Here is a 21,911-nt window from a genome sequence, read left to right on the forward strand (position 1 = left end):
TTTTCGAGTCGGGAACCCTATTTGTCTGAGAATATTGTCACAGCCCCGCCGGTCGCCGCGAGCGGCAGTTCGATGCTGTCCGCGGCGCTCACTTTCCGGGTGGCGAGATTGACCGCATCGGGCTTGTCGCCATCGGTCCAGATGCGCACAGTGACCGGTTTCTTTCCCAGGAAACTCAATGGGATCGTCACCGTCCGCGCCGTGCCGCCATTCATCGCGCCGAGATACCAGCGCGTGCCCTTGCGGCGGACAAGCACGATATACTCGCCGGTCTCGCCGGCCAGGAACCGCGTCTCGTCCCAGCTTGCCGGCACCTCGCGGATGAAATCGAACCCCGCCGGGCTGGCGGCATAGGTGTCCGGACTGTCGGCGACGCTGCCGAGCGGCGAGAGATAGACGACGTACATCGCCAGCCCGTGCGCCCGTGTCGTCTGGACGAAGGGCAGGTCGTTGCGGATGCGGAAATCGGCGGGGCTGACGTTGCGGAAGCCGCCCGGCGTATAGTCCATCGGCCCCAGCAGCCCGCGCGTATAAGCGAGCATGACGTTGTTCGACGCCGTCACCCGCCGGCTCCATTTGTTGTACTCGGCCCCCATCACGCCTTCCTGCGTCATGAAATTGGGGTAGGTCCGGGTGAGGCCGCGCGGCGGGAAGGCGCCGTGGAGATCGACCATCAGATGATGCCGCGCCGCCGCGCCGAGCAATTTGTGGTACCAGTTGACCATCCACTGGTCGTCGCGGTCCATGAAATCGACCTTGATGCCGGCGATGCCCAATTTCTCGTAGAGCGCGAGCGCGTCCTCCATCTGCTCGTCGAGCGCCTCCCAATGCGTCCACAGCCATAGCCGCACCTTCTTCGCCTTGGCGTAGTCGACCACGTCCTGGAGGTTGATCGCGTCGGACCAGCGCGTGATGTCGACGCCCGGGCGGCGCACCCCGCCCCCGCCGGCGCCCGCATACCAGCCCTCGTCGATCATCGCGTAAGGGAAGCCGTTGGCGGCCGAGAAGTCGATGAACGCCTTGGCGACGTCGGTGGTGGTCCGCTGGCCCGGCAGCTTGGCGATCACCGGACCGTTCCACCAGTCCCAGCTCGCCAGACCCGGCTTGATCCAGCTCGTATCCTCGAGCCGCGACGGGCTCGAGAGATTGGTGAGGAGCGTGGATTCCTGGAGCTTGCCGACCTGGTCGGCGAGCATCACCACGCGCCACGGCGTGACGATCGGGCTGCCAACCCGGGTGCGGACCGCGACCCGGCTGTCATCGAGCGAGGGCGAGAGCTTCAATTGCAGGCCGAGCCCGCCATCGCCGCGCCCGGTGAGGTACATGCCGGCGAAATCGAGCAAGTCGGCCTCGGCGAGCGCGAACGCGGCCTTGCCGGTCTCGCAGACGAACGGCAGGTCGAACAGGTTATGTTCGCGCGTCCGTGTCGTATCGACCGGATCGAACTCACCCTCATGGCTCGATCCGAACTTGCCGACATTGAAGCCCCAGCATTTGTAGGGCTGGGGGAAATAGAAGCCGGTGCGGTCGTAGCGGACGATCGCCGCGGCGGTGGCCGCCTGGACCGGGATCACGGTGCGGAACGCGACCCCATCGTCATAGGCGCGCAGCACCACGTCCAGCTTGCGCTTGGCGCCGCCCTTTTCCTGGAAATGGACGGTGAGCTGGTTGTAATGGTCGCTGCCCTGCGCCGCCTTGCCTGCGACGATCGGATAGGTCGTATCCGCACTCGCCGTCTCGCTGCCGGTGATCGCTAGCCCATAACCCAGAGTATCGGCCTCGAGATCGAGCAGGATCGGCGACCGCTCCAGCACCAGCGACCCACCGCGCGATACCGTGTAGACCGGCGTGCCAGTGACGCTCGCCTGCATCGTGACGCGGTTGGTTCCGTCGGGCGACACCGCCTCGAGCGTCTGCGCGCTCGCGGGTCCCGCCAGCAGCAGCGCTCCCGCGCCGAGCCACAGCCTCATATCTTGCGGGCCCGGAGCAGCGGCTCGATCACTGTCGCCATCGCGTCATAGCCCGCCTCGGTCGGGTGCACACCGTCGGAGGCGAGGCCGGGCTTCATCGCGCCGTCCGCATCGCCGAGCACCAGCGTGTAATCGACCCAGGTCGCCCCCGCCCGTTTCGCATAGCCCTTGGCCCAGGCATTGATCGCGCGGATCGGCTCCACGGTCTGAAGTCCCGGCCGCCACGGAAAGCCGTTGGCGGGCGGCACGCTGGCCAGCAGCACCTGGATATGGTTCGCCTGCGCCAGCTCGGTCATCATGCGCAGATTGTCGTAGGTCTGGGGCAACGTCATCTTGCCGGTGTTGCCGGCGATGTCGTTGGTGCCGGCCATGATGTGGAGATAGCGCGGCTTCAACGCGACGACGTCGGCCATCATCCGGAGCACCATCTGCGGTGTCGTCTGGCCGCCGATGCCGCGGCAGACCCGGCCGGCCTTGAAGAAGCCCGGCTTCTTGTCGCGCCAGCCCTCGGTGATCGAATCGCCCATGAAAACGATGCTGGTCTTGGCACCCGAGGCGAGCAGCTTCGCATTGTCGTCCGCATAGCGGCCGAGCCAGGGCCAATCCTCCTTGAGCTGGCGCTGGTGCTTGTCTTCCCAGCTCTCCTGCGCCTGCGCGCGGGCGACGAAGGGCAGCAACAGGCCGGCGGCGAGAAGTCCGCGGCGAAAGGGATCGGTCATAACGCCTCCAGCATCGAGCAAATGGGTTCGCGAAGTTTGCCGCCGGGCGTCACGCCCGCCGCGTCGAATAGCACATGGCGCTGCCCCTGGGGATCGAACCGAGGCCAGGGTGGCAGCCCCGCACGGTTCGGATCACCCGTTTTGGCGAAACCGACCCAATAGTCCTGGAGCTGCAGATCCGGCGCGAAATGGGCGGTTCCCAGGACATAGTCGATCTCCGCCGCGTGGCTGGTCCGCCCGCCGTCCCGTGCCGCGTCGAACTCGTAGCGCCATACCGGCGCCCCCTTGCCCGCGAGTAGATCGGCCAGCCGCCCGGCCGGACAGCGGAAGATCCAGTCGGTCGAATATTCGAGCTCCGGGGGACCGAGCCGCGGATCGTCGGTGCGCGCTGGATCGTCGAGCCGATAGAAGGCGCGTGCCCTGGCCGCATTGGTGCCGAAAGTCTTCGCCAGCACGACTGGCCAGTCGGCCTCTCCCGGCCCGGGACCGAATTCGGCGCGGTTGCTGCCGATAATCACCGGCCGTTTCGGCGCCATAGCCAGCAAGTCGCGCGGCGAGCGCGGCAGCACCGCGCCGTCGATCGTGGTGCGCAGCCACAGATAATCGTTGGTGAAGAGGCTCGCGTCCGCGAGCTTCAGGTCCGCCGCCAGCAGCGCCTGTGCCGGGCGCTTGCGCAGCTCGGCGATCGATCCGCCGGTATCGAGCAATTTGTCCGCCTGGTCGCCGATCGCCAGCGCTTCCGCGAGCGGGCGGAAGGGCATCCCGAAGCCCGGCGTGCCGCTCTCGAGGATCGCCTTGGCGAACAGCCCGCGCGCTTGCGGCGCGGCGAGCAGCAGCGACGCATCCTGCGATCCCGCGGTCTCCCCGAAGATCGTGACGTTCGCCGGATCGCCGCCGAACTTCGCGATGTTCGCCCGCACCCATTTGAGCGCGGCGATCTGGTCCATTAGCCCGTAATTGCCGGCGGTACCGGCCGTCTCGGCCGCGGCGCCGCGATGCGGCAGGAAGCCGAAGATCCCGAGCCGATACTGGACCGCCACCAGCACCACGCCCTGGTCGGTAATCCGCGACTGCACCGTGCCGCGCGCCGACCCCGCCCGGTTCGAACCGCCATGGATCCACACCATCACCGGCCGCTTGCCCGCCACATCGGGTGTACGCACGTCGAGCGTCAGGCAGTCCTCCGCCGAGCGGAGATAGTCGCCCCGGTTCCAGCCATAGTCGTTCTGCAGACATGCCGGCGCATCGGGCTTGTCCGCTCGCACGCCCTGCCAGGGCGTCACCGGCTGCGGCGCCTTCCAGCGCAGATCGCCGGTCGGCGGCGCGGCAAAGGGAATGCCGCGGAAAATGCTCGCACCCGGCATTGCGCTTCCCGCGACGATGCCATCGCTGGTCGAAACCTGCGGCGCGTCCGGCGCCGCAAGCAACAGCGCGAGCGCGGCAAGCATCACTTGGGGAAGCGCTGCGGCGTCACGTTCCATCCGTCCATGGTGAAATGCGGCAGGCCTTTGGTTTCCGCCGGATAGCGCACCTCGATCACCCTGCTCTCGCCCGGCAGCAGCGAAACATAATTGTCGCTGTAAAAAGCCGGCAAGATCCGCGCGCCCTTGCCGTTTACCAAGGTGAGCTTGGCGGCCAGCGCAGGCACCAGGCCCGGGTTGCTTAGGGTAATGCGCACACGCTTATCCTTGCCCTCGTCCGGGGCGGTGTCCACCCGGGCACCCAACCGGACGGGGACAAGATCATTTAGCGCCCGGTACGAAGCCGGTTCCTTCCCGCGCCAGTAGAAATTCTCGGAAACGAGCTTGCCCGAAGCATCGCTGAGCTTCAGCGACACCAGCACCATCGGGCTTTGCGCATAGAGGCCGTCGAGCGGCACCGCCGGCAACGGTGTCGCGCGATTGGCAAGCGCATCGACGCGATCGCTCCGCGCGAACAGCTCGCGATTGTCGAGGCTTACCACGCGCGTCGTCGCGGTCAGCCCCTTGAGGTCGCCCTGCGTCGTGTTGAGCACGACCAGCGCATTGTCGGGCAGGTTGAGCTGGATATGCACCGGCTCGGCCGCTTTCTTCGCCCCGTAATAGGCGGCATGGGTGTCATAGTCCCAGGAATAGAGCTGCCAGGAATTCGACGGCCAGCTCGGATGCGTCATCCAGAACAGTCGGCCGCTGTTCTTGGTCCACAAATGCCCCAGGAAACCCTCGACCATCGCCTTGTGCGTCTCGAGGTTCATCATCTGCGCCTTGCGCTCGAAATCCTCGAAGCTGGTGCCCGCGCCGAACATCGTGTCGAGCGTCGCCATGAAGGTCTTGGTGTCGCCGTTCCCGTCGAAATGCCAGTCGTGATAGGCGAGCGTATCGCTCAGCGGCCAGCGGTCCGCCTGCGGAACATAGCTCGCGATCGATTCCTTGGTGGCAAGCGAAGGCGTCCCGGTCTCAACCGAGAAGCCGGTCGCGAGATCGGTGAAATAGCCCTCGGGCGGGCGATAATTATACGGACCCGAGCCCTGCAGATTCACCGTGTTCGAGCTGCCGGTATACCAGCGCGTCCCGTCCAGCTCGGCCACCGCGTCGTCCAGACCCTCGTTGAGGATGGGATAGGGCACGCCTTCGTTGCGGCCGAACCAGACGACGATCGAGGGGTGGTTGCGGTAGCGCGAGATCGTGTCGCGGGCGTTGGCGAGGAAGAGCTGGGGATCCTCGGGCTCGACCTGGAAATTCTGGGTCGATTGCCAGAAGTCGTTGAGGATCATCAGCCCATATTCGTCGGCCAAGTCGTAGAATTCGGGCTCGGTGTTGTTCCCCATCCAGTTGCGGATGATGTTCATGTTCGCCTCCTTCTCGAGGCGAAAATAGGGCTCGAGCCGCTCGCGGCCGACGCGCTTCATCGCGTCGTCCATCCCCCAGCTGCCGCCGCGCGCGGCGATCTTCACACCGTTGACGCGGATGGCGAGGTGCGGCTCGGGCAGCGTGTCCTCGGGCCCAAGACTGGTGACGCCCGGCGATTTCTCGCCCGCCTGCGTAAGCGATTCCGCAAAGCCGCGCGGGCTCTCCTTGATGCCCAAATGGCTGACGTCGATCAGCTTCTCGCCCTTGAGACCGCCGTCGGTGGTCTGGACGTTGACGCGGCGGAGCTTGCCCGCGCCGTCGAACAGCGAGAGATCGTAGCTGACCTCGCGAATGCCGAAACGCACCGTCCTGGTGTCGGACGACTGCCCGCCCGCCACTGCTTCGACATGCAGATTGTGCAGCGCCTGCTCGCCATAGCCATTGGGCCACCAGAGCTTCGGATTGTCGACGCGCACCGGCGCGAAGCCGACCTTGGTGATGCCGGGATAGGCGGTGATCGCCTGCTCCAGCCGGTGCCCGTCGAACTCGGCGCGCACCGTCACCTCCACTGGCGTGCGGCCTTCATTCTCGACCGGCACCCTGACATAGACGTCGGCGCTGTCGGTGCGCGGCAGCGGCAGATCGGTGATCACCTGCGGGTCGAGGATGCGCACATCGCCATGCGCCTGGAGCTCTACGCGCTGCCAAATGCCGGTGTTGCGGTCGCGGATGCCGGGGATCCAGTCCCAGCCCTCGGTCGCGACGAAGGTCGGCCCGTCGATCGCGAGCTGGCCGCCGTTCAGGCCGACGCCCGCCTTGATCGACTGCTCGTGCGGCGTGCCCGGATGCGGCGGCGGCGATACGCGGACCGCGATGACATTCTCGCCCGCCGTCGGGACGATATCGAACTGGCCGCGGGTGAAGGCGCCATGCGTGTCGCCGATCCGCGTGCCGTTAAGCCAGATCTCCGAGGCATAGTTGATGCCGTTGAAGACCAAAGTCAGCTTCCTGCCCGCCACTTCCTTCGGCACCGCGAAGCTCGTGCGATACCACCAGTCCTGCCGCGACAGACTCTCGGGGATCGCCATGTTGTTGAGGCCGTAATAGGGGTCCGGATAGACGCCGCGATCGATCAGGGTGGTCAGCACCGTGCCCGGTACGGTCGCGGCGTACCATTTCCCGGCGTCATAGCCGGGGCGCGAGAAGTCGCTGCCCTTCCCCGCTACATCGGGCGCGCCGATCAGCCGCCAGCCGTTGATCTCCCAGCGAGCCGGCCCGAGCGGCTGGAGCGCCGGCACATCGGGCACCGGCCTGGCGACTGGCTTGGTCCCTGGTCCCTTGGCCTGGGGCAAAGTCCAGGGGTCCTGCTGACGCCAATAGCCGGTATTGGCGGTCTTCTGCCATTCCCATCCGACGCCGACGCGCCACATCTGGACCAGCTCGAATTTTGGGGGCGTATTGGCAGCCGCAGCGATATCGGCGGCGGTACCCGCACCAACCACCACCCTGGCCTCGACCAACGATCCTCCGAAATGCGAATATTTGCGGGTGACCGGCGCGATGCCGATCCTTGCCAGCACCGGCTCGGAACGGGTGGAGGCCCATTCGATTTCGCGGCCATTCGCATAAACCCTGATCGTGGCCCCGTCCGACGTGAGTGCAATGTGGGTCCATCTGCCGGGAGTCACTGCGAACTTGGTGACGATCCCGCGATCGCCGTCTCGCACCATAAGCGCGCCATCGCGCAGCATGATGCAGCGGCAGTCGAGCTCTTGCGCATCGCCGACCACGATCAAGGGCACCAGGCCCTTCTGCACCGCATCGGGGTTTACCCAGGCCGAGATCGTATAAGCCCCGCCCTCGCGCACCAGCGCTTCGGCATTGCCAAGATCGCGCTCGATGCCGATGCCGCCGGCGAGGAAGCTCGCATTATAGGGCCCGCCATTGTCGGGCAGCTGCGCCCAGGCGGGAGAAGCGGAAACGCCGGCCAGCAACAGGCCCCACCCAAGCTTCGTCATATCCACCCTCCTGGGACGGCGCGGCCCTGTCCCGGGCCGTCACCCTGTATGCGTCAGTGCAGCGAAACTCCCGTCATCTCGTCCTCGCTGCGCACCGGCTTCGCACGCCCCGACGCGATCGCGAAGAAGCAGAGCACGCCATAGCAGAGCGCCGGGACGATCAGCGCGAAGGCGTAGCCGTGCTGGTCGGCGAGCTGACCGACGAGCAGTGGCAGAACCGCGCCGCCGACGATTGCTGTGCAGAGCAGGCCCGACGTCGATTCCTCGCTTGCGGTCGAACGCTCGAGCGTCAGCGTGAAGATCACCGGGAACATGATCGAGTTGAACAAGCCGATCAGCAGCGCGACGAAGCCGGCGGTCACGCCACCCACCGTGAAGACATAGACGCACATCGCGGCCGCGACCGCGGTGAACAGGGTGAGCAGCTTCCACGCGCTCACACGGGTGAGCAGCAGCGAACCGAGCGCACGCCCGACCATCGCGCCACCCCAGTAGAAGGCGACCGCCTTGCCCGCTTCCTGGAGCGACACGCCGTGCACGCCGTCGCTGCCCATCAGATAGCCGAGCAGCGGCACGCCGAAGGGCGCGTCGGACTGGCCCCATACGCTGTTGTCATTGAGAAAGAGCGCCATCTGGGTGCCGATCGAGACTTCGGCGCCGACATAGAGGAAGATGGCGAGGCCGCCGAAGAGGGCCCATTTGGACGAGAAGGCCGAGAACAGGCCCGAGGTCGCAGCGGCAGGCGTCGGTGCGGCCTCGGTCACCACGCGGCGGCTGAGATAGAAGAACACCGCGAGCGCCGCGATCAGGCCGCAGATCCAGAAATAGGCGGAATCGATGCCGGCCAGTGCCTGGGCCCGGACCTCCGAAGTGACGACGGTGCCTGACTTCACCTCGACGCCCTTCAGGAACAGATGCGCGCCGATCAGCGGGCCTAGAAAGGTGCCGACCGAGTTGAAGGTCTGGCTGAGCACCAGGCGAAAATGGCTCCCGCTGGGATTGCCGAGCGCGGCGGCGAGCGGATTGGCCGCAACCTGCAGGATGGTGATGCCGCTTGCCAGCACGAACAGGCCGAGCAACACGAGCCAGTAATTGGCGACGTTCGCGGCGGCGAGCATGATCAGGCAGCCCGCGATCATAGTGCACAGCGCGGCGATGATCGACGGCACCGCCTTCAGGCGCCCGACGAGCGCCGCCGCGGGAAACGACATGACGAAATAGGCGAAGAAAAAGGCGAAGGCGCTCGCCTGCGCCTGGAAATTGGTGAGCGTGAATATGCCCTTCACCGAGGCGACCAGCGGATCGACCAACGAGGTGATGAAACCCCATGCGAAGAACAAAGTGGTGACGGCGGCGAACGCCAGCGTCGTCTGTGTTGATCGTGCGGATGCCAAAGCTGCTCTCTCCTGCAGGTCTTTTCTGGTTGCGGCGCGACGCTCCCCGACAACGTTGCCAATGTCAAGCGACCGGTAAGCGACGAATGGGCGTCTTTCGCGCTCGCGCTTATGCCCCGCCTTCGCCTATTAGGGGCATGGATTCAGCACCCGCTGTGTAATTTGGGAGCCGCGTAAAGGCTATGGGCGTGATTGATCGGAATAAACGCATGCTGCGAAACGCTACTGCCTGGACTTTGGCAGTAACGCTGGTCGGCGGGCCGCTGCTCGCGCAACAGGTCGCGCCTGCGCTGAAAGCCGCACCTGCGCAGACGGCACCCGCGCAGACCGTGCCCGTGCCGCCGACGATCCAGGTCGTGCCGCCGCCCCCGCCGATCATCCCGCTCCCCGTGCTCAATGCCGGCCAGGCGGCGCAGGTCGCCAAGCTGCTCGCCGATTCGGGCTATGCGCAGGGCCTGCGGCACGACGGCACCCCCGCGCCGCTTCCCACCGACAATGTCGCGCTCGTCCGCGCGGTGCTCGATTATGCGCGCGCGGTGCATTCGGGCCGGCTCGACACCAGCGACTTCCAGGAAGACTGGGGCCTGCGCCCCGCCGCCTATGATCCGCTGCCGGGCTTCGCCGACGCGGTGAAGCGCGATCGCATCGCCGCCTGGCTGCGCTCGCTGCCGCCGCCCTATTCTGGCTATGACGGTCTGCAAAAGGGCCTCGCCATCTATCGCGACATCGAGGCCAAGGGCGGCTGGGCCAAGCTTCCGGCCGGCCCCGATCTCGGCATCGGCGCCAGTGGGCCGCGCGTCGCGGCGCTGCGCAAGCGGCTGGCGGTCGAGGATTCGGACGTGGCCGCCACCGGCGACAAGTTCGACAAGGAACTTCAGGAAGCCGTGGTCCGCGCGCAGAAACGCTACGGCCTCAATCCCACCGGCGTGGTCTCCACCGGCACGCTGGCGGCGCTCAACGTGCCCGCCGCCGATCGCGTCCGCCAGATCATGGCGAACATGGAGCGCTGGCGCTGGTTGCCCGAGGCGCTTCCGGCCAAGCGCATCCAGGTCAACATCGCCGCCGCGGTGCTTACCGTGTTCGAAGGCGACGCCCCGATCGCCTCGATGAAAGCAGTCACCGGCCGTCCGGGCAACGAGACGCCGATGCTCCAGTCGCGTATCCACTCGATCGTGCTCAACCCGCCCTGGAACGTCCCAACCGGCATCGCCGCCAAGGAGCTGTGGCCCAAGGGCGAGGCCTATCTGAAGAAGACCGGGTACAAGATCATCGGCACCGGCACGAGCCGCCGGCTCCAGCAGCAGCCGGGGCCGCGCAGCGCGCTCGGGCTCTACAAGTTCGATTTCGCCAACCCTTACGCGGTCTATCTCCACGATACGCCGGTCCAGACGGGGTTCGCGAGCTACAGCCGGCTCGCCAGCCATGGCTGCATCCGCCTGGAGAAGCCCGGCCCGCTGGCACAACTGCTGCTGCGCAACGATCCCGCCTGGCAGCCCGACGAGATCAATGCCGCGGTCGCCACGGGCAAGACCCAGCGCGTGCCGCTGCAGGAGCAGGACCAGGTCTCGGTCTATCTGCTCTACTGGACCGCCTTCGCCAGCGCGAACGGCACGATGAACTTCCGCGCCGATCCCTATGGCTGGGACGGCACGCTGGCGGCCAAGGTCGAGAAGCGCTCCGCAATCACGGCCGCCGCCGTCGCCGCACGTTAACAGGGAAGGAAATCCATGAAGATCAGCACTATCGCGCTCCTCGCCGCCGCCGGCCTCTCGCTCGCGGCATGCGGGCACAAGGATGAGGAAGCCGCGCCCGACGCGAACCTGACCAACATCACGGTGCCCGAGGACGTGCCGGTCAACGTCTCGACCGAAATGCCCGCGGCTACCCCGACCAACACCGTGGAAGCGACCCCCGCCGCGCCGGTCGAGCTCGCGCCCGAAGCGCAGACCCAGGACGATGCCGACGCCACCGGCGACACTGCGCGGGTCTCGCGCGACGAAGGCAACGAAAGCGGCCAGCCCGTCCAGTAAGCCTTCAGGATCTTTGGGCTCCTGCGAAAGCAGGAGCCCAGGGCCACACGCGATTCCCACTTAACTCTGGGCTCCTGCTTTCGCGGGAGCACGGCTGAGCCTCATCAGGCACGCTCTAGGAGCGCGGCCTCAGCCGTGGAGGTTCATCAGCGAATCCATCAGCCCGTCCTCGGCGCTGGAACACACGCCCAGCACCACCGCCTCGTCGCAGCCCTCGGCGGTGAGATAGGCGTGGCCCATGTTCGAATCGATGTAGATCGACTGGCCCTCGTCGAGAGTCACCGGATCATAGAATTCGGTGTGGACGACGATCTGGCCCGCCACGACATAGATGAACTCCTCGCCCGGATGATGGACGAGCTCGCCGAACTCGGCGACCGATTTGGCGCGGATCCGGGTGATGATCGGGATCATCCGCTTCCGCCGAAGCTCGGTGCAGAGATAGTAATAGTCGTAATTCGGGGTGTTCACCCGCACCGCGCGATCGAGATCGCCGATGCTGCGCCGCGCGGTCACCGCCACCTCGGGACTCGCGTCATTCTCGGCGAACAGCTCGGACATGCGGATGTTCAGCCGCTGGCTGAGCTGGAGCAATTTGTCATAGGTGAGCGTCAGCCGGTCATGCTCGACCTTGGATAGGGTCGATACCGGAATCCCGCTGCGGTCGCTCATTTCCTTGAGCGTCCATCCGTTTCGTGAACGCAGCGCCTTGAGCAGTGTACCCAGCGTCGGCTGATCCGTTTTCACACGCGTCGCCACAGCGGCGCCTCTCCTTCACGCAATGTTTGACAATTTTCCGAACAGGATCATTATGTCCTGATCAGGATGTGACTGGTGCATATAAGCATAGGGTAGCCGCTCCGGATTAGGGGCGCAAATCAAACGATGCGGGCACGTCCCGCACGAGACCAGGGGGAAGATCATGTGGAAGCGCGTGCTCAAGTTCGTTGCGGCCGGTTTGCTGGGAGCGGCTGTCGCCGTCCCGGCGCTTACCCAAGTACCACTTTCGCCGGTCCCCGCGCCCAATGAGAAGGCGGCGGCCGGCGCCCCGGCCACTGCGGTCGCGCTCCCGGCGGGCGCGGCCGCGCTGACCAAGCAGGACGTCGATACCTGGCTCGACGGCTATATGCCCTATGCGCTCGCCCGCGGTGACGTGCCCGGCGCGGTGGTGGTCGTCGTCAAGGACGGCCAGATCCTCACCGAGCGCGGCTTTGGCTATGCCGATGTCGCCGCGCGCAAGCCGGTCGATCCCAAGACGACGCTTTTCCGTCCCGGCTCGACGTCGAAGCTCTTTACCTGGACCGCGGTGATGCAGCTGGTGGAAGCCGGCCGCATCAATCTCGACGCCGATGTGAACCAGTATCTCGACTTCAAGATTCCGCCCTATAAGGGCCAGCCGATCACCATGCGCCAGATCATGACGCACACCGCCGGCTTCGAGGAGATCATCAAGGGCCTCCTTTCCTTTGACAATGTCACGCCGCTGGGCGCGGAGCTGAAGAAGCGCATCCCCGAGCGGATCTACGCACCGGGCTCGACGCCCGCTTATTCCAACTATGCCACCGCGCTGGCCGGCTACATCGTCGAGCGCGTCTCCGGCATGGAGTTCGACACCTATATCGAGCGCAACATCTTCGGCCGGCTCGGCATGAAATATGCGACGTTCCGTCAGCCGCTCCCCGCCAATCTCAAGCCCTTCATGTCGCAGGGCTATTCGCCGGGGAAGAGCAAGCCCGAGCGCTACGAGATGATCTCGCTCGCCCCTGCCGGCGCGCTCGCCGCCAGCGGCGACGAGATGGCCAAGTTCATGATCGCGCATCTCAACGACGGCGGCCCGCTGCTCAAGCCCGAGACCGCGCGCCTGATGCACACCCCCGCCGGCAACATCCTGCCAGGCGTCAACCGCATGGCGCTCGGCTTCTACGAACAGCATATCAACGGCCGCACGACCGTCGCGCATGGCGGCGACACGGTCTATTTCCACAGCGATCTGTGGATCTTTCCGGCCGAGAAGATCGGCATCTTCATCTCGATGAACAGCCGCGGCAAGGACAATGCCGCCGGCGCGATCCGCGGCGCGCTGCTCGATCAGTTCGCCGATCGCTACTTCCCCGTTGCGGACAAGAAGCCGCCGGTCGAGCTGCCCACCGCCAAGGAACATGCCAAGCTGCTGGCCGGCAACTGGACCAACAGCCGCAGGATCGATTCGAGCTTCGCCTCGCTGGTGAGCCTGCTCGGCGGCACCACGATCGGGATCGACGAGAATGGCCGTCCGCTGCTCTCCGCCCTGCCCGGCCTTGGCGGACAGCCGCGCCAGTGGATCGAGACCCAGCCCTTTGTCTGGGAAGACGCTTACGGCCATCAACGGCTCGCCGCGAAGGTCGAGAACGGCAAGGTCGTCCGCTGGTCGGTCGACGACATCTCGCCCTTCATGGTGTTCGATCGCACCCCCTGGTACCTCGACGGCGCCTGGCTGCTGCCGGTGTTCCTGATCGGGCTCGGCGTCATCGCGATCACCGCTCTGTCCTGGCCGATCAATGCGATCGCCCGCCGCCGCTTCGCCGCCCCGTTCGCGCTGGAGGGCGAGCAGCGCCGCACCTATCGCTATGTCCGCGGTTTCTCGTGGCTGGTGCTGCTGGTGTTCGCCGGCTGGGCCTTCGTGGTCACCTCGCTCGAGGAGTTCGAAACGCACGGCAAATATGACTGGCTGATCCTGCTGCTCCAGTTCGTCGGCACGCTCGCCTATTTCGGGCTGTTCGGGCTGGCGGTGTGGAACCTGTGGCTCGCATTCAAGGGCAAGCGCAGTTGGTTCTCCAAGCTCTGGGCCGTGCTGCTCGTGCTCGCCGCCTTCTTCGTCCTCTGGCTGACGCTCGCTTACAAGCTCGTCAGCTTCGGCACGGCGTTCTGACCGGTGGGGGAGCGGATCTTGCTGCAGGCGGCGCTCGAGCCGCTCCCCTTCGCCAAGCCCTTCCGCATCGCGGGCCATGTCTTCACCGAAGTGCCCGCGGTCGTGGTCACCCTCTCGGACGGGACGCACACCGGACGCGGAGAGGCGGCAGGGGTCTATTATACCGGCGACGATGCGCCGGCGATGCTGGCGGCGATCGAGGCAGTCCGGGGTGCGGTCGAAGCCGGCATCACCCGCGAGGCGCTGCGGGGCGCGCTCCCGCCCTGCGGCGCCCGCAACGCGATCGACTGCGCGCTATGGGAATTGGAGGCCAACCGCACCGGCAAGCCCGTCTGGGAGCTTGCCGGCCTGCCCGCGCCCGGGCCGCTCCTCACCACCTTCACGCTCGGCGCCGACGTGCCCGGGGCGATGGCTGAGGCCGCGATCGCCTATGCGCAAGCCCGCGCGCTCAAGCTCAAGCTCACGGGCGACCTGGATATCGATATCGCCCGCGTCCGCGCGGTCCGCGCCGCGCGCCCGGATTGCTGGATCGGTGTCGATGCCAATCAGGGTTTCGATATCGAGGAATTGGGACCGCTGATCGCAACGCTCGTCGATACCAGGGTCGCGCTGCTCGAACAGCCGCTCAAACGCGGCTGCGAGGCTGATCTGGACGGGTTCCATTCGCCCGTCCCCATCGCCGCCGACGAGAGCGCGCTCGACCTGTCCGAGCTGCCCGCGCTCGCCGGCCGGTTCGACGTCGTCAACATCAAGCTCGACAAATGCGGGGGGCTTACCGAGGGGCTCGAGATTGCCCGCCAGGCGCGGGCCTTGGGGCTGGACGTGATGGTGGGCAACATGGTCGGTTCAAGCCTGGCGATGGCGCCCGCTTATCTGCTCGGCCAGCTCTGCGACATCGTCGATCTCGACGGCCCCACCTTCCTCGCCAAGGATCGCACGCCCGGTATCCATTATGCCGACGGCCTGATCCATTGCGGCGAAGACGTTTGGGGCCGCGCTGCGGCTGGAACGGAACGCCAATCGGCATTTGTTGGAACCAGCTGACTGTCTTTGCCGTCACCCCGGACCTGTTCCGGGGTCCACCGTGCCGCGCGGGAAGGACAAGAGATTTAGTGCCTCACCCAGATGCCGAGTGGACTCCGGAACAAGTCCGGAGTGACGGAGGGAGAGATCGTGACACTCCATCTCGAACGTCGATCCGTTCGAGCACCACACGAAAATCTCTACATAATAAATTTGACAATTCTCTGATTGGGATAATAACATCCCATTTAGAAAATATGACAGTCAGGGAGAAAGGCAGTGCCCGCATTGCCGCATATCTCGCGTCGCCACATGCTGGGCGGCGCGGCTCTAGTCGCGGCTACAGGCTTCCCGATGATCAATCTCGGGGCGTACCGGCTGTCCGCGGCCTCTCCCCGGACCTATTCGAAGCGCGCCGTCGATCTCGTCCGGTCCTCGCTCGTCATCGACATGCTCGAAGTGCTCAAGATCGACGATCGCCCGCAATTCTACGGCGCGGCGATGACCACCAAGGACGAAGCCGATTTCCGCGCGTGCGGCATCACGGGCTTCCACCATTCGGTCGGCATGGGCGGTCCCACCGCGCATGAGGACACGCTGGAATGGATCGCGCTCAGCCAGGGCTATATCGGCCGCGCGGCGCATCTGTTCACGCTGGTCGACAAGGCCGCCGATCTCGATCGCGCCAAGAAGCAGGGCAAGATCGCGATCATCCTCGGCCTGCAGAACAGCGAGCATTTCCGCACGCCAGCCGACGTGAAGCTGTTCTACCAGATCGGCCAGCGCGTCTCGCAGCTCACCTACAACAGCCAGAACCTGCTCGGCACGGGATCGACCGAGCGCGTCGACGGCGGCGTCACCGATTTCGGCGTGGAGATCATCAAGGCGATGAACCAAGTCGGCATGCTGGTCGACGTCTCGCATTGCGGCGCACGCACCACGCTCGACGCCATCGCGCTCTCGCCCAAGCCCATCGCGGTCACCCACAGCAATTGCCGGGCGTTGGTCGATCATCCCCGGCTCAAGAGCGACGAGGCGATCAGGGCGCTCGCGGCCAAGGGAGGCGTGATGGGGATCACCGGCGTGCGCATGTTCGTGAGCGCGAAGGAGCCCACCGGCATTCCGCAGATCGTCGATCATATCGACCATGTCGTGAAGCTGGTCGGCGTGGACCATGTCGGCATCGGCTCCGACGCCGATCTCAACGGCTATGAGGACATGCCGCCCGAAATGTATGCCCAGCTCAAGGCGGCATATAAAGCGAGCTACGCCTTCCGCGATAAGATCGACACCGATGGCTACGACCATCCGCAGAAGATCTACGATCTCACCGAAGAACTGATCCGGCGCAATTATTCCGACGCGAACATCGCCGCGATCCTGGGCGGAAACTTCCGTCGACTTCTGGCCAGCACATGGGGCGGCTGACAACCACGAAAATGGGGGACTATTCGATGCGCAACCTCGACCTTGGCATTCGCACTTTCCTCGCGCTTTCCAGCGCCGCCGGAGCCCTCGCCTTCTCCACGGCGGCGATGGCGCAGGAAACGACCGTGACCGATGAGAAGGGCATCGTCGTCACTGCCCAGAAGCGCGAGGAGAACCTCCAGGACGTGCCGATCTCGATCAGCGTCGTCGGGGGCGAGACGCTGCGCGACCAGGGCGCCAGCTCACTCGTCGATTATGGCTCCTACGTCCCGGGCCTGCAGGTCACCAACAGCGGCACGCCCGGCCAGACCACGATCACGCTGCGCGGCGTCGCCCCGCTCACCGCCAGCCAGACGGTCGGCATCTATCTCGACGATGCGCCGGTGGGATCGAGCAGCATCTACAATCGCGGCGGGCAATTCTCGCTCGATCTGCTGCCCTACGACATCCAGCGCGTCGAGGTTCTGCGCGGCCCGCAGGGCACGCTCTACGGCGCCAGCTCGATCGGCGGTCTGCTCAAATATGTCACCGTCCAGCCCAGCACGACCGTCTTCAGCGTGCGCGGCGGGGTCGAGATCTTCGGCATCGACGGCGCCGGCGATCCCGGCTGGGCGGGCCAGACCATGTTCAACGCACCGCTCGTCGAGGGCAAGCTCGGCGTCACCGGCAGCTTTGCCTGGCGCAAGACCCCCGGCTTCGTGAACAGCGTCAACAATGCGTCGCTGAAGGACCAGAACGACTATGAGCAGAAGGGCGGCCGCGTCAGCCTGCTCTGGCAGCCGAGCGAGCGGTTCAGCGCCAAGCTCAGTGCGCTCTGGCAGGCGGTCGACAGCGAAGGCAACGGCCTCTACGCTGCGGACCTGACCGGCCGGAAGCTCGGCGACGGCTCGTCCTACAACAATTATGTCCGCGAGCCCTTCAGCACCGATCTCCAATATTATGCCGCGACGCTCGACTATGATTTCGGCGGCGTCACCGCGACCTCGGCCAGCACCTACAGCGTGGGCAACGCCACCCAGGTCCAGGACGGCAGCTATGCGTTCGGCGTGCTGTTCCCGCTGCTCACCGGCGGCGCGATCCCCCCCGGCATCACGCCGTTCACGATCAAGCTCGGACACAAGAAATACACGCAGGAAGTACGCCTCGCCTCACCGAGCGGCGGCCGCTTCGAATGGCTGATCGGCGGCTTCTATACCCATGAGAAAAGCAGCAACAGCCAGCTCGTCCGCTCGTTCGACATGGCTGGCAATCCGATCGCCGCGCTCGATCCGCTGGCGATCGTCGCCCTCCCCGCGACCTATCAGGAATATGCGGCATTCGCGAACGCGACCTTCCGCATCACCAGCCGGATCGACCTGACCGGCGGCGTCCGCTGGGCACGCAACGACCAGACCTTCCGCCAGATCAGCGAGGGTGCGATCGTCCCCTCTGCCAACGATCCCGGCAAGTCGAGCGAGAGCGTGTTCACCTACAGCGTCAGCCCGCAATTCCACATCAATGACGACGCGATGGTCTATGCCCGCGTCGCCAGCGGCTATCGCCCGGGCGGGCCGAACGTGATCGTGCCCAACGTGCCGCCCAGCGTCGGCTCGGACACGCTCACCAATTACGAGATCGGCCTCAAGGCGGACCTGATGGACCGCATGGTCTCGATCGATGTCGCCGCCTTCTACATGGACTGGAAGGACATCCAGGTCACCCGCAGCTTCGGCGGCATCGCCGGCCAGGCGAATGGCGGCGCGGCGGTCAGCCAAGGCGTCGAAGGATCGCTCTCGGTGCGGCCGGTGCGCGGCCTGACGATCGCGCTCACCGCCTCCTATACCGACGCCACGCTCGCCGAGGACGTGCCCGATATCAGCGGGCAGGACGGCGACCAGCTTCCCGCCGTGCCCAAGTTCAGCGGCTCGGCACGCCTCGACTATCATTTCGACCTGAAGGGCAGCACGTCGGCCGATCTCGGCATCGGCGTGCGCCATGCCAGCAGCCGCCTGTCGCTGGTCGAGAGCGACCCGCTCGTCGCGCGCGCCAGACCGTACACCGCGGTCGACGTGAACTTGGGCGTCAATCTCGACAAGAACTGGACGCTGCGCGCTTATGCCCGCAACCTGCTCAACGACGACGGCGAGATGAGCCGCTCCACCCTCGCGGACGGGCTCAACCAGCCCAGCTTCTTCGCCATTTCGCCGCTCCAGCCCCGCACCATCGGCCTCGCCGCCGAACTCGCCTTTTGACGCCCGGAACCCCTGATGAACGCTCCCTTCGGTCACGCGACCGGCGCGCTGGCGCTGCCCCAGCCCTATCTCCTCTTTCTGGGGGACACGACCGAGCCGGGCTTTGCCAAGACCGCGTTCGGGCTGCGCGACTGGGCGGGCGAGAAGTGCGTCGGCGAGTTCGCGTGCGGTGCCACCGTAACCACCGGCCTGCCACGGCTCACCCCTGTCGAAGCCGTGGCGAAGGGCGCCCGCGCGCTCGTCATCGGCGTCGCCAATAGCGGCGGCATGATCCCGCCCAGCTGGCGCGCCTCTCTGGTCGAGGCGCTCGAGGCCGGGCTCGACATCGTCAGCGGTATGCATGTTCGCCTCGCCGACGTGCCCGAGCTCAACGAGACCGCGACATTGCTAGGCCGGCGGCTGATCGACATCCGTACGCCCCCCGCCGAGATCCCGATCGGCACCGGACGCAAGCGCAGCGGCAAAAGGCTGCTCACCGTCGGCACCGACTGCGCTTTGGGCAAGAAATACACCGCGCTGGCGCTTGCCCGCGGCTTTGCCCAGAAGGGCGTGGATGTGGATTTCCGCGCCACCGGCCAGACCGGGATCATGATCGCCGGCGGGGGCATGCCGATGGACGCCGTGATCTCGGATTTCGAGGCGGGCGCCGCCGAGATCCTCTCGCCGGATGCCGCGCCCGATCATTGGGACGTGATCGAAGGCCAGGGCTCGCTCGCCCATCCCGGCTTCGCCGCGGTGTCGCTCGGCCTGCTCCATGGCAGCCAGCCCGACGTGATCGTGGTCTGCCACCAGCCCGACCGCATCGATGTGCTCGGCACGCCCGGCTACAAGGTGCCGAGCGTCGAGGAGATGATCGCGCTGACCTTGATGCTCGGCAAGCGCACCAACCCGGCGATCGCGTGCAAGGGCGTCAGCTTCAACACCGCCAATTTCGGCGAGATCGAGGCGCTCGACCTGATGGCGCGCGAGAGCGAGCGGCTGGGGCTCCCCGTTGCCGATCCGATGCGCGGCGGCGCGGCGTTCGAGCGGCTCGTCGACAGCTGCCTCGCATGAGCGGACCGGCAGCACCGGGATCGAGCTGGTTCCAGCGCTTCCTGCTGCCGGGCTTCGCATTCAAGGCGGTGGTGATCGGCGGCGGCTATGCCACGGGCCGCGAACTCGCCGAGTTCTTCCTCCCTGCAGGACCCTGGGGCGGCGTCGCGGCGATGCTGCTCGCGATGGGGATCTGGTCTTTGGTCTGCGCCGTCACCTTCGCCTTTGCCCGCGCGACCAACGCCTATGACTATCGCAGCTTCTTCGAACGGCTGCTCGGCCCCGGCTGGGTGGCGTTCGAGATTGCGTACATCCTCTTCGTCGTGCTGATCCTGTCGGTGTTCGGCGCGGCGGCGGGCGCGATCGGCGCGGCGACGCTCGGCCTGCCGCCGCTCGTCGGTACACTCGCGCTCGCGGTGGCGATCGCCGCCTTCGCGACCTTCGGCAACGCCTCGGTCGAGCGGCTGTTCAAGTACGTCTCGTTCCTGCTCTACGGCGTCTATGCCCTGTTCGTCATTCTGGCGCTCACCCGCTTCGGCGACCGCATCTCGGCCGCCTTCGCCATGCCCGCGCCGGCCGAGGGCTGGGCGCTCGGCGGCATCACCTATGCGAGCTACAATATCGTCGGCGCGGTGGTGATCCTGCCGGTGATCCGCCACCTCACCAGCCAGCGCGACGCGGTGATCTCCGGGCTGATCGCGGGGCCGCTGGCGATGCTCCCGGCGGTGCTGTTTTTCACGTGCATGGTCGGCTTCTACCCCGCCATCGCCGCCGAGACTTTGCCGTCGGACTTCCTGCTCCAGCAGCTCCACATCCCGCTGTTCCATCTGCTCTTCCAGCTGATGATTTTCTGCGCGCTGCTCGAGAGCGGCACCGGATCGGTCCATGCGATCAACGAGCGGATCGCCGCGGTCTGGCGCGCGCGGCGCGGGGTCGACCTGTCGCCCCGCGCGCGCGCCGGCATCGCCGCGACACTGCTGATCGGCTGCATCTTCGTCGCCGATCGGGTGGGGCTGGTCGCGTTGATCGGCAGCGGATACCGTATCCTCGCTTATGCGCTCCTCGCGCTCTATGTCATCCCGCTGCTGACCGTCGGAGTGTTCCGGCTCGTCCAAAGGAGGCCTGTACCCGCTCTATGAAACCGCTCCTTCTCGCCGCGCTTCTCGCGACCTCCGCCTGCACCATGACGCACAAGGAGCCGCTCAGCGACATGGCGCTCCACCAGAAGCTGCTGACGCTCGACACCCATCTCGATACCCCGCTCCACTTCTCGAGGGCTGGCTGGAGCTTCGGCGATCGCCACAGCTACGAGACCGATCTGGTCCAGGTCGATCTCGGCCGGATGGACGCCGGCGATCTCGATGGCGGTTTCTTCGTGATCTACACCGGCCAGGGCCCGCTCACGCCGCAGGGCTATGCCGACGCCAAAGCCGCCGCGTTCAAGCGCTTGGGCGAAATCGAGACGACGCTCGCCAAATTCCCGGACCGCATCGCACTCGCCACCAAGGCCAGCGACGCCGCCCGGCTCGATCACGCGGGCAAGCGCTTCGCCTATATCAGCATCGAGAACAGCTATCCGCTGGGCGAGGACCTGTCACTGCTCGGCGAATTCTACAAGCGCGGCGTCCGCCTCGCCGGACCCATCCACTTCAAGAACAACCAGTTTGGCGATTCCGCGACCGACAAGCCCCAATATAACGGCCTGAGCCCGCTCGGCCGGCAATGGGTCAAAGAGATGAACCGGCTCGGCATGGTGATCGACGCCAGCCATTCCGCGGATTCGGTGCTCGATCAGATGATCGAGCTCTCCACCACGCCGATCCTGCTCTCGCATTCCGGCCCGCGCGCGATGTGGAACCATCCGCGCAACCTGGACGACGAACATATCCGCAAGCTCGCCGCGTCCGGCGGCGCGATCTGCATGAACAGCGCCTATCTCTCCGAGATGCGCTCCTCGCCCGAACGCAATGCACTGCCTGATGTCGAACAGTTGAGCAAAATGACGCCCGCCGAACAGGCCAAGCTGACCGCGGATACCCGCACGCTCGATCGCACCTCTCCGGTCCAGACCGCCGATTTCGAGACCTATATGCGCGGGCTTCTGCACCTGATCCAGGTCGCCGGCGTCGACCATGTCTGCTTCGGCGCGGACTGGGATGGCGGTGGCGGCGTCAAGGGCTTCGAAGATATCGACTCGCTGCCCAAGGTCACTGCGCGGCTGCGCGCTGCCGGCTTTAGCGAAGCCGATATGCAGAAGATGTGGAGCGGCAACGTGCTGCGCATCCTGCGCATCGCCGAGGAGAAGAAGGGCCGCTGACAGCCTAGATCTT

Annotated in this window: 15 protein-coding genes; 9 read left to right on the top strand and 6 right to left on the bottom strand. The window is 66.0% G+C overall.

Annotated features, from left to right (window positions below):
* Nucleotides 1–17: 17 nt before the first annotated feature.
* Genes IAG41_RS07620 through IAG41_RS07640 form a run of 5 tightly spaced genes read right to left on the bottom strand, consistent with a single transcriptional unit; the run spans nt 18 to nt 8,929 of the window.
* Nucleotides 18–1,970: a glycoside hydrolase family 97 protein gene (locus IAG41_RS07620; RefSeq protein WP_187728034.1), complete on the bottom strand. Its 1,953-nt coding sequence runs from the start codon at nt 1,968–1,970 to the stop codon at nt 18–20.
* Nucleotides 1,967–2,689, bottom strand: coding sequence for a GDSL-type esterase/lipase family protein (locus tag IAG41_RS07625; RefSeq protein ID WP_187728035.1), 723 nt, complete (start codon nt 2,687–2,689; stop codon nt 1,967–1,969). Before IAG41_RS07625 ends, IAG41_RS07620 begins: the two co-directional genes overlap by 4 nt.
* Nucleotides 2,686–4,170 carry a carboxylesterase/lipase family protein gene (locus IAG41_RS07630; RefSeq protein WP_187728036.1) on the bottom strand — a complete coding sequence of 495 codons (1,485 nt, stop codon included), beginning with the start codon at nt 4,168–4,170 and terminating at the stop codon, nt 2,686–2,688. The genes IAG41_RS07625 and IAG41_RS07630 overlap by 4 nt, the downstream gene beginning before the upstream one ends.
* Nucleotides 4,137–7,535, bottom strand: coding sequence for a glycosyl hydrolase 2 galactose-binding domain-containing protein (locus IAG41_RS07635; RefSeq protein WP_187728037.1), 3,399 nt, complete (start codon nt 7,533–7,535; stop codon nt 4,137–4,139). Before IAG41_RS07635 ends, IAG41_RS07630 begins: the two co-directional genes overlap by 34 nt.
* A 53-nt stretch (nt 7,536–7,588) precedes the next feature.
* The gene (locus tag IAG41_RS07640) at nt 7,589–8,929 is read right to left on the bottom strand and encodes an MFS transporter (protein ID WP_187728038.1); all 1,341 of its coding nucleotides are present in this window, start codon (nt 8,927–8,929) and stop codon (nt 7,589–7,591) included.
* Nucleotides 8,930–9,138: 209 nt separating this feature from the next.
* Between IAG41_RS07640 and IAG41_RS07645 the strand changes: the two genes are divergently transcribed.
* Both IAG41_RS07645 and IAG41_RS07650 read left to right on the top strand, forming a co-directional pair.
* The gene (locus tag IAG41_RS07645) at nt 9,139–10,641 is read left to right on the top strand and encodes a murein L,D-transpeptidase (protein ID WP_187728039.1); all 1,503 of its coding nucleotides are present in this window, start codon (nt 9,139–9,141) and stop codon (nt 10,639–10,641) included.
* Nucleotides 10,642–10,656: 15 nt separating this feature from the next.
* The gene (locus IAG41_RS07650; RefSeq protein WP_222950588.1) at nt 10,657–10,959 is read left to right on the top strand and encodes a hypothetical protein; all 303 of its coding nucleotides are present in this window, start codon (nt 10,657–10,659) and stop codon (nt 10,957–10,959) included.
* Between the two features lie 129 nt (nt 10,960–11,088).
* On the opposite strand, the gene IAG41_RS07655 is transcribed toward IAG41_RS07650, so the two are convergent.
* On the bottom strand, nt 11,089–11,706 hold the full coding sequence (locus tag IAG41_RS07655; RefSeq protein ID WP_187728040.1) for a helix-turn-helix domain-containing protein: 618 nt from the start codon (nt 11,704–11,706) through the stop codon (nt 11,089–11,091).
* Between the two features lie 175 nt (nt 11,707–11,881).
* Here IAG41_RS07655 and IAG41_RS07660 point away from each other — a divergent pair, with 175 nt between their 5' ends.
* From IAG41_RS07660 to IAG41_RS07690, 7 genes are all read left to right on the top strand, one after another.
* Nucleotides 11,882–13,867 carry a serine hydrolase domain-containing protein gene (locus IAG41_RS07660; protein WP_187728041.1) on the top strand — a complete coding sequence of 662 codons (1,986 nt, stop codon included), beginning with the start codon at nt 11,882–11,884 and terminating at the stop codon, nt 13,865–13,867.
* Between the two features lie 15 nt (nt 13,868–13,882).
* Nucleotides 13,883–14,911, top strand: a complete 1,029-nt coding sequence (locus IAG41_RS07665) for a dipeptide epimerase (RefSeq protein ID WP_410468081.1) — start codon at nt 13,883–13,885, stop codon at nt 14,909–14,911.
* 258 nt (nt 14,912–15,169) lie between these two features.
* The gene (locus IAG41_RS07670; protein ID WP_316251110.1) at nt 15,170–16,318 is read left to right on the top strand and encodes a dipeptidase; all 1,149 of its coding nucleotides are present in this window, start codon (nt 15,170–15,172) and stop codon (nt 16,316–16,318) included.
* A gap of 26 nt (nt 16,319–16,344) precedes the next feature.
* The gene (locus IAG41_RS07675; RefSeq protein WP_187728043.1) at nt 16,345–18,549 is read left to right on the top strand and encodes a TonB-dependent receptor; all 2,205 of its coding nucleotides are present in this window, start codon (nt 16,345–16,347) and stop codon (nt 18,547–18,549) included.
* A gap of 15 nt (nt 18,550–18,564) precedes the next feature.
* On the top strand, nt 18,565–19,602 hold the full coding sequence (locus tag IAG41_RS07680; RefSeq protein WP_187728044.1) for a DUF1611 domain-containing protein: 1,038 nt from the start codon (nt 18,565–18,567) through the stop codon (nt 19,600–19,602).
* Nucleotides 19,599–20,720: a hypothetical protein gene (locus IAG41_RS07685; RefSeq protein WP_187728045.1), complete on the top strand. Its 1,122-nt coding sequence runs from the start codon at nt 19,599–19,601 to the stop codon at nt 20,718–20,720. The genes IAG41_RS07680 and IAG41_RS07685 overlap by 4 nt, the downstream gene beginning before the upstream one ends.
* Complete coding sequence (locus tag IAG41_RS07690) at nt 20,717–21,898, top strand: dipeptidase (protein ID WP_187728046.1); 1,182 nt, start codon at nt 20,717–20,719, stop codon at nt 21,896–21,898. Before IAG41_RS07685 ends, IAG41_RS07690 begins: the two co-directional genes overlap by 4 nt.
* Nucleotides 21,899–21,911 lie beyond the last annotated feature (13 nt).

It is taken from the genome of Sphingomonas sp. JC676, assembly GCF_014489075.1.
Taxonomy (GTDB): domain Bacteria; phylum Pseudomonadota; class Alphaproteobacteria; order Sphingomonadales; family Sphingomonadaceae; genus Sphingomonas.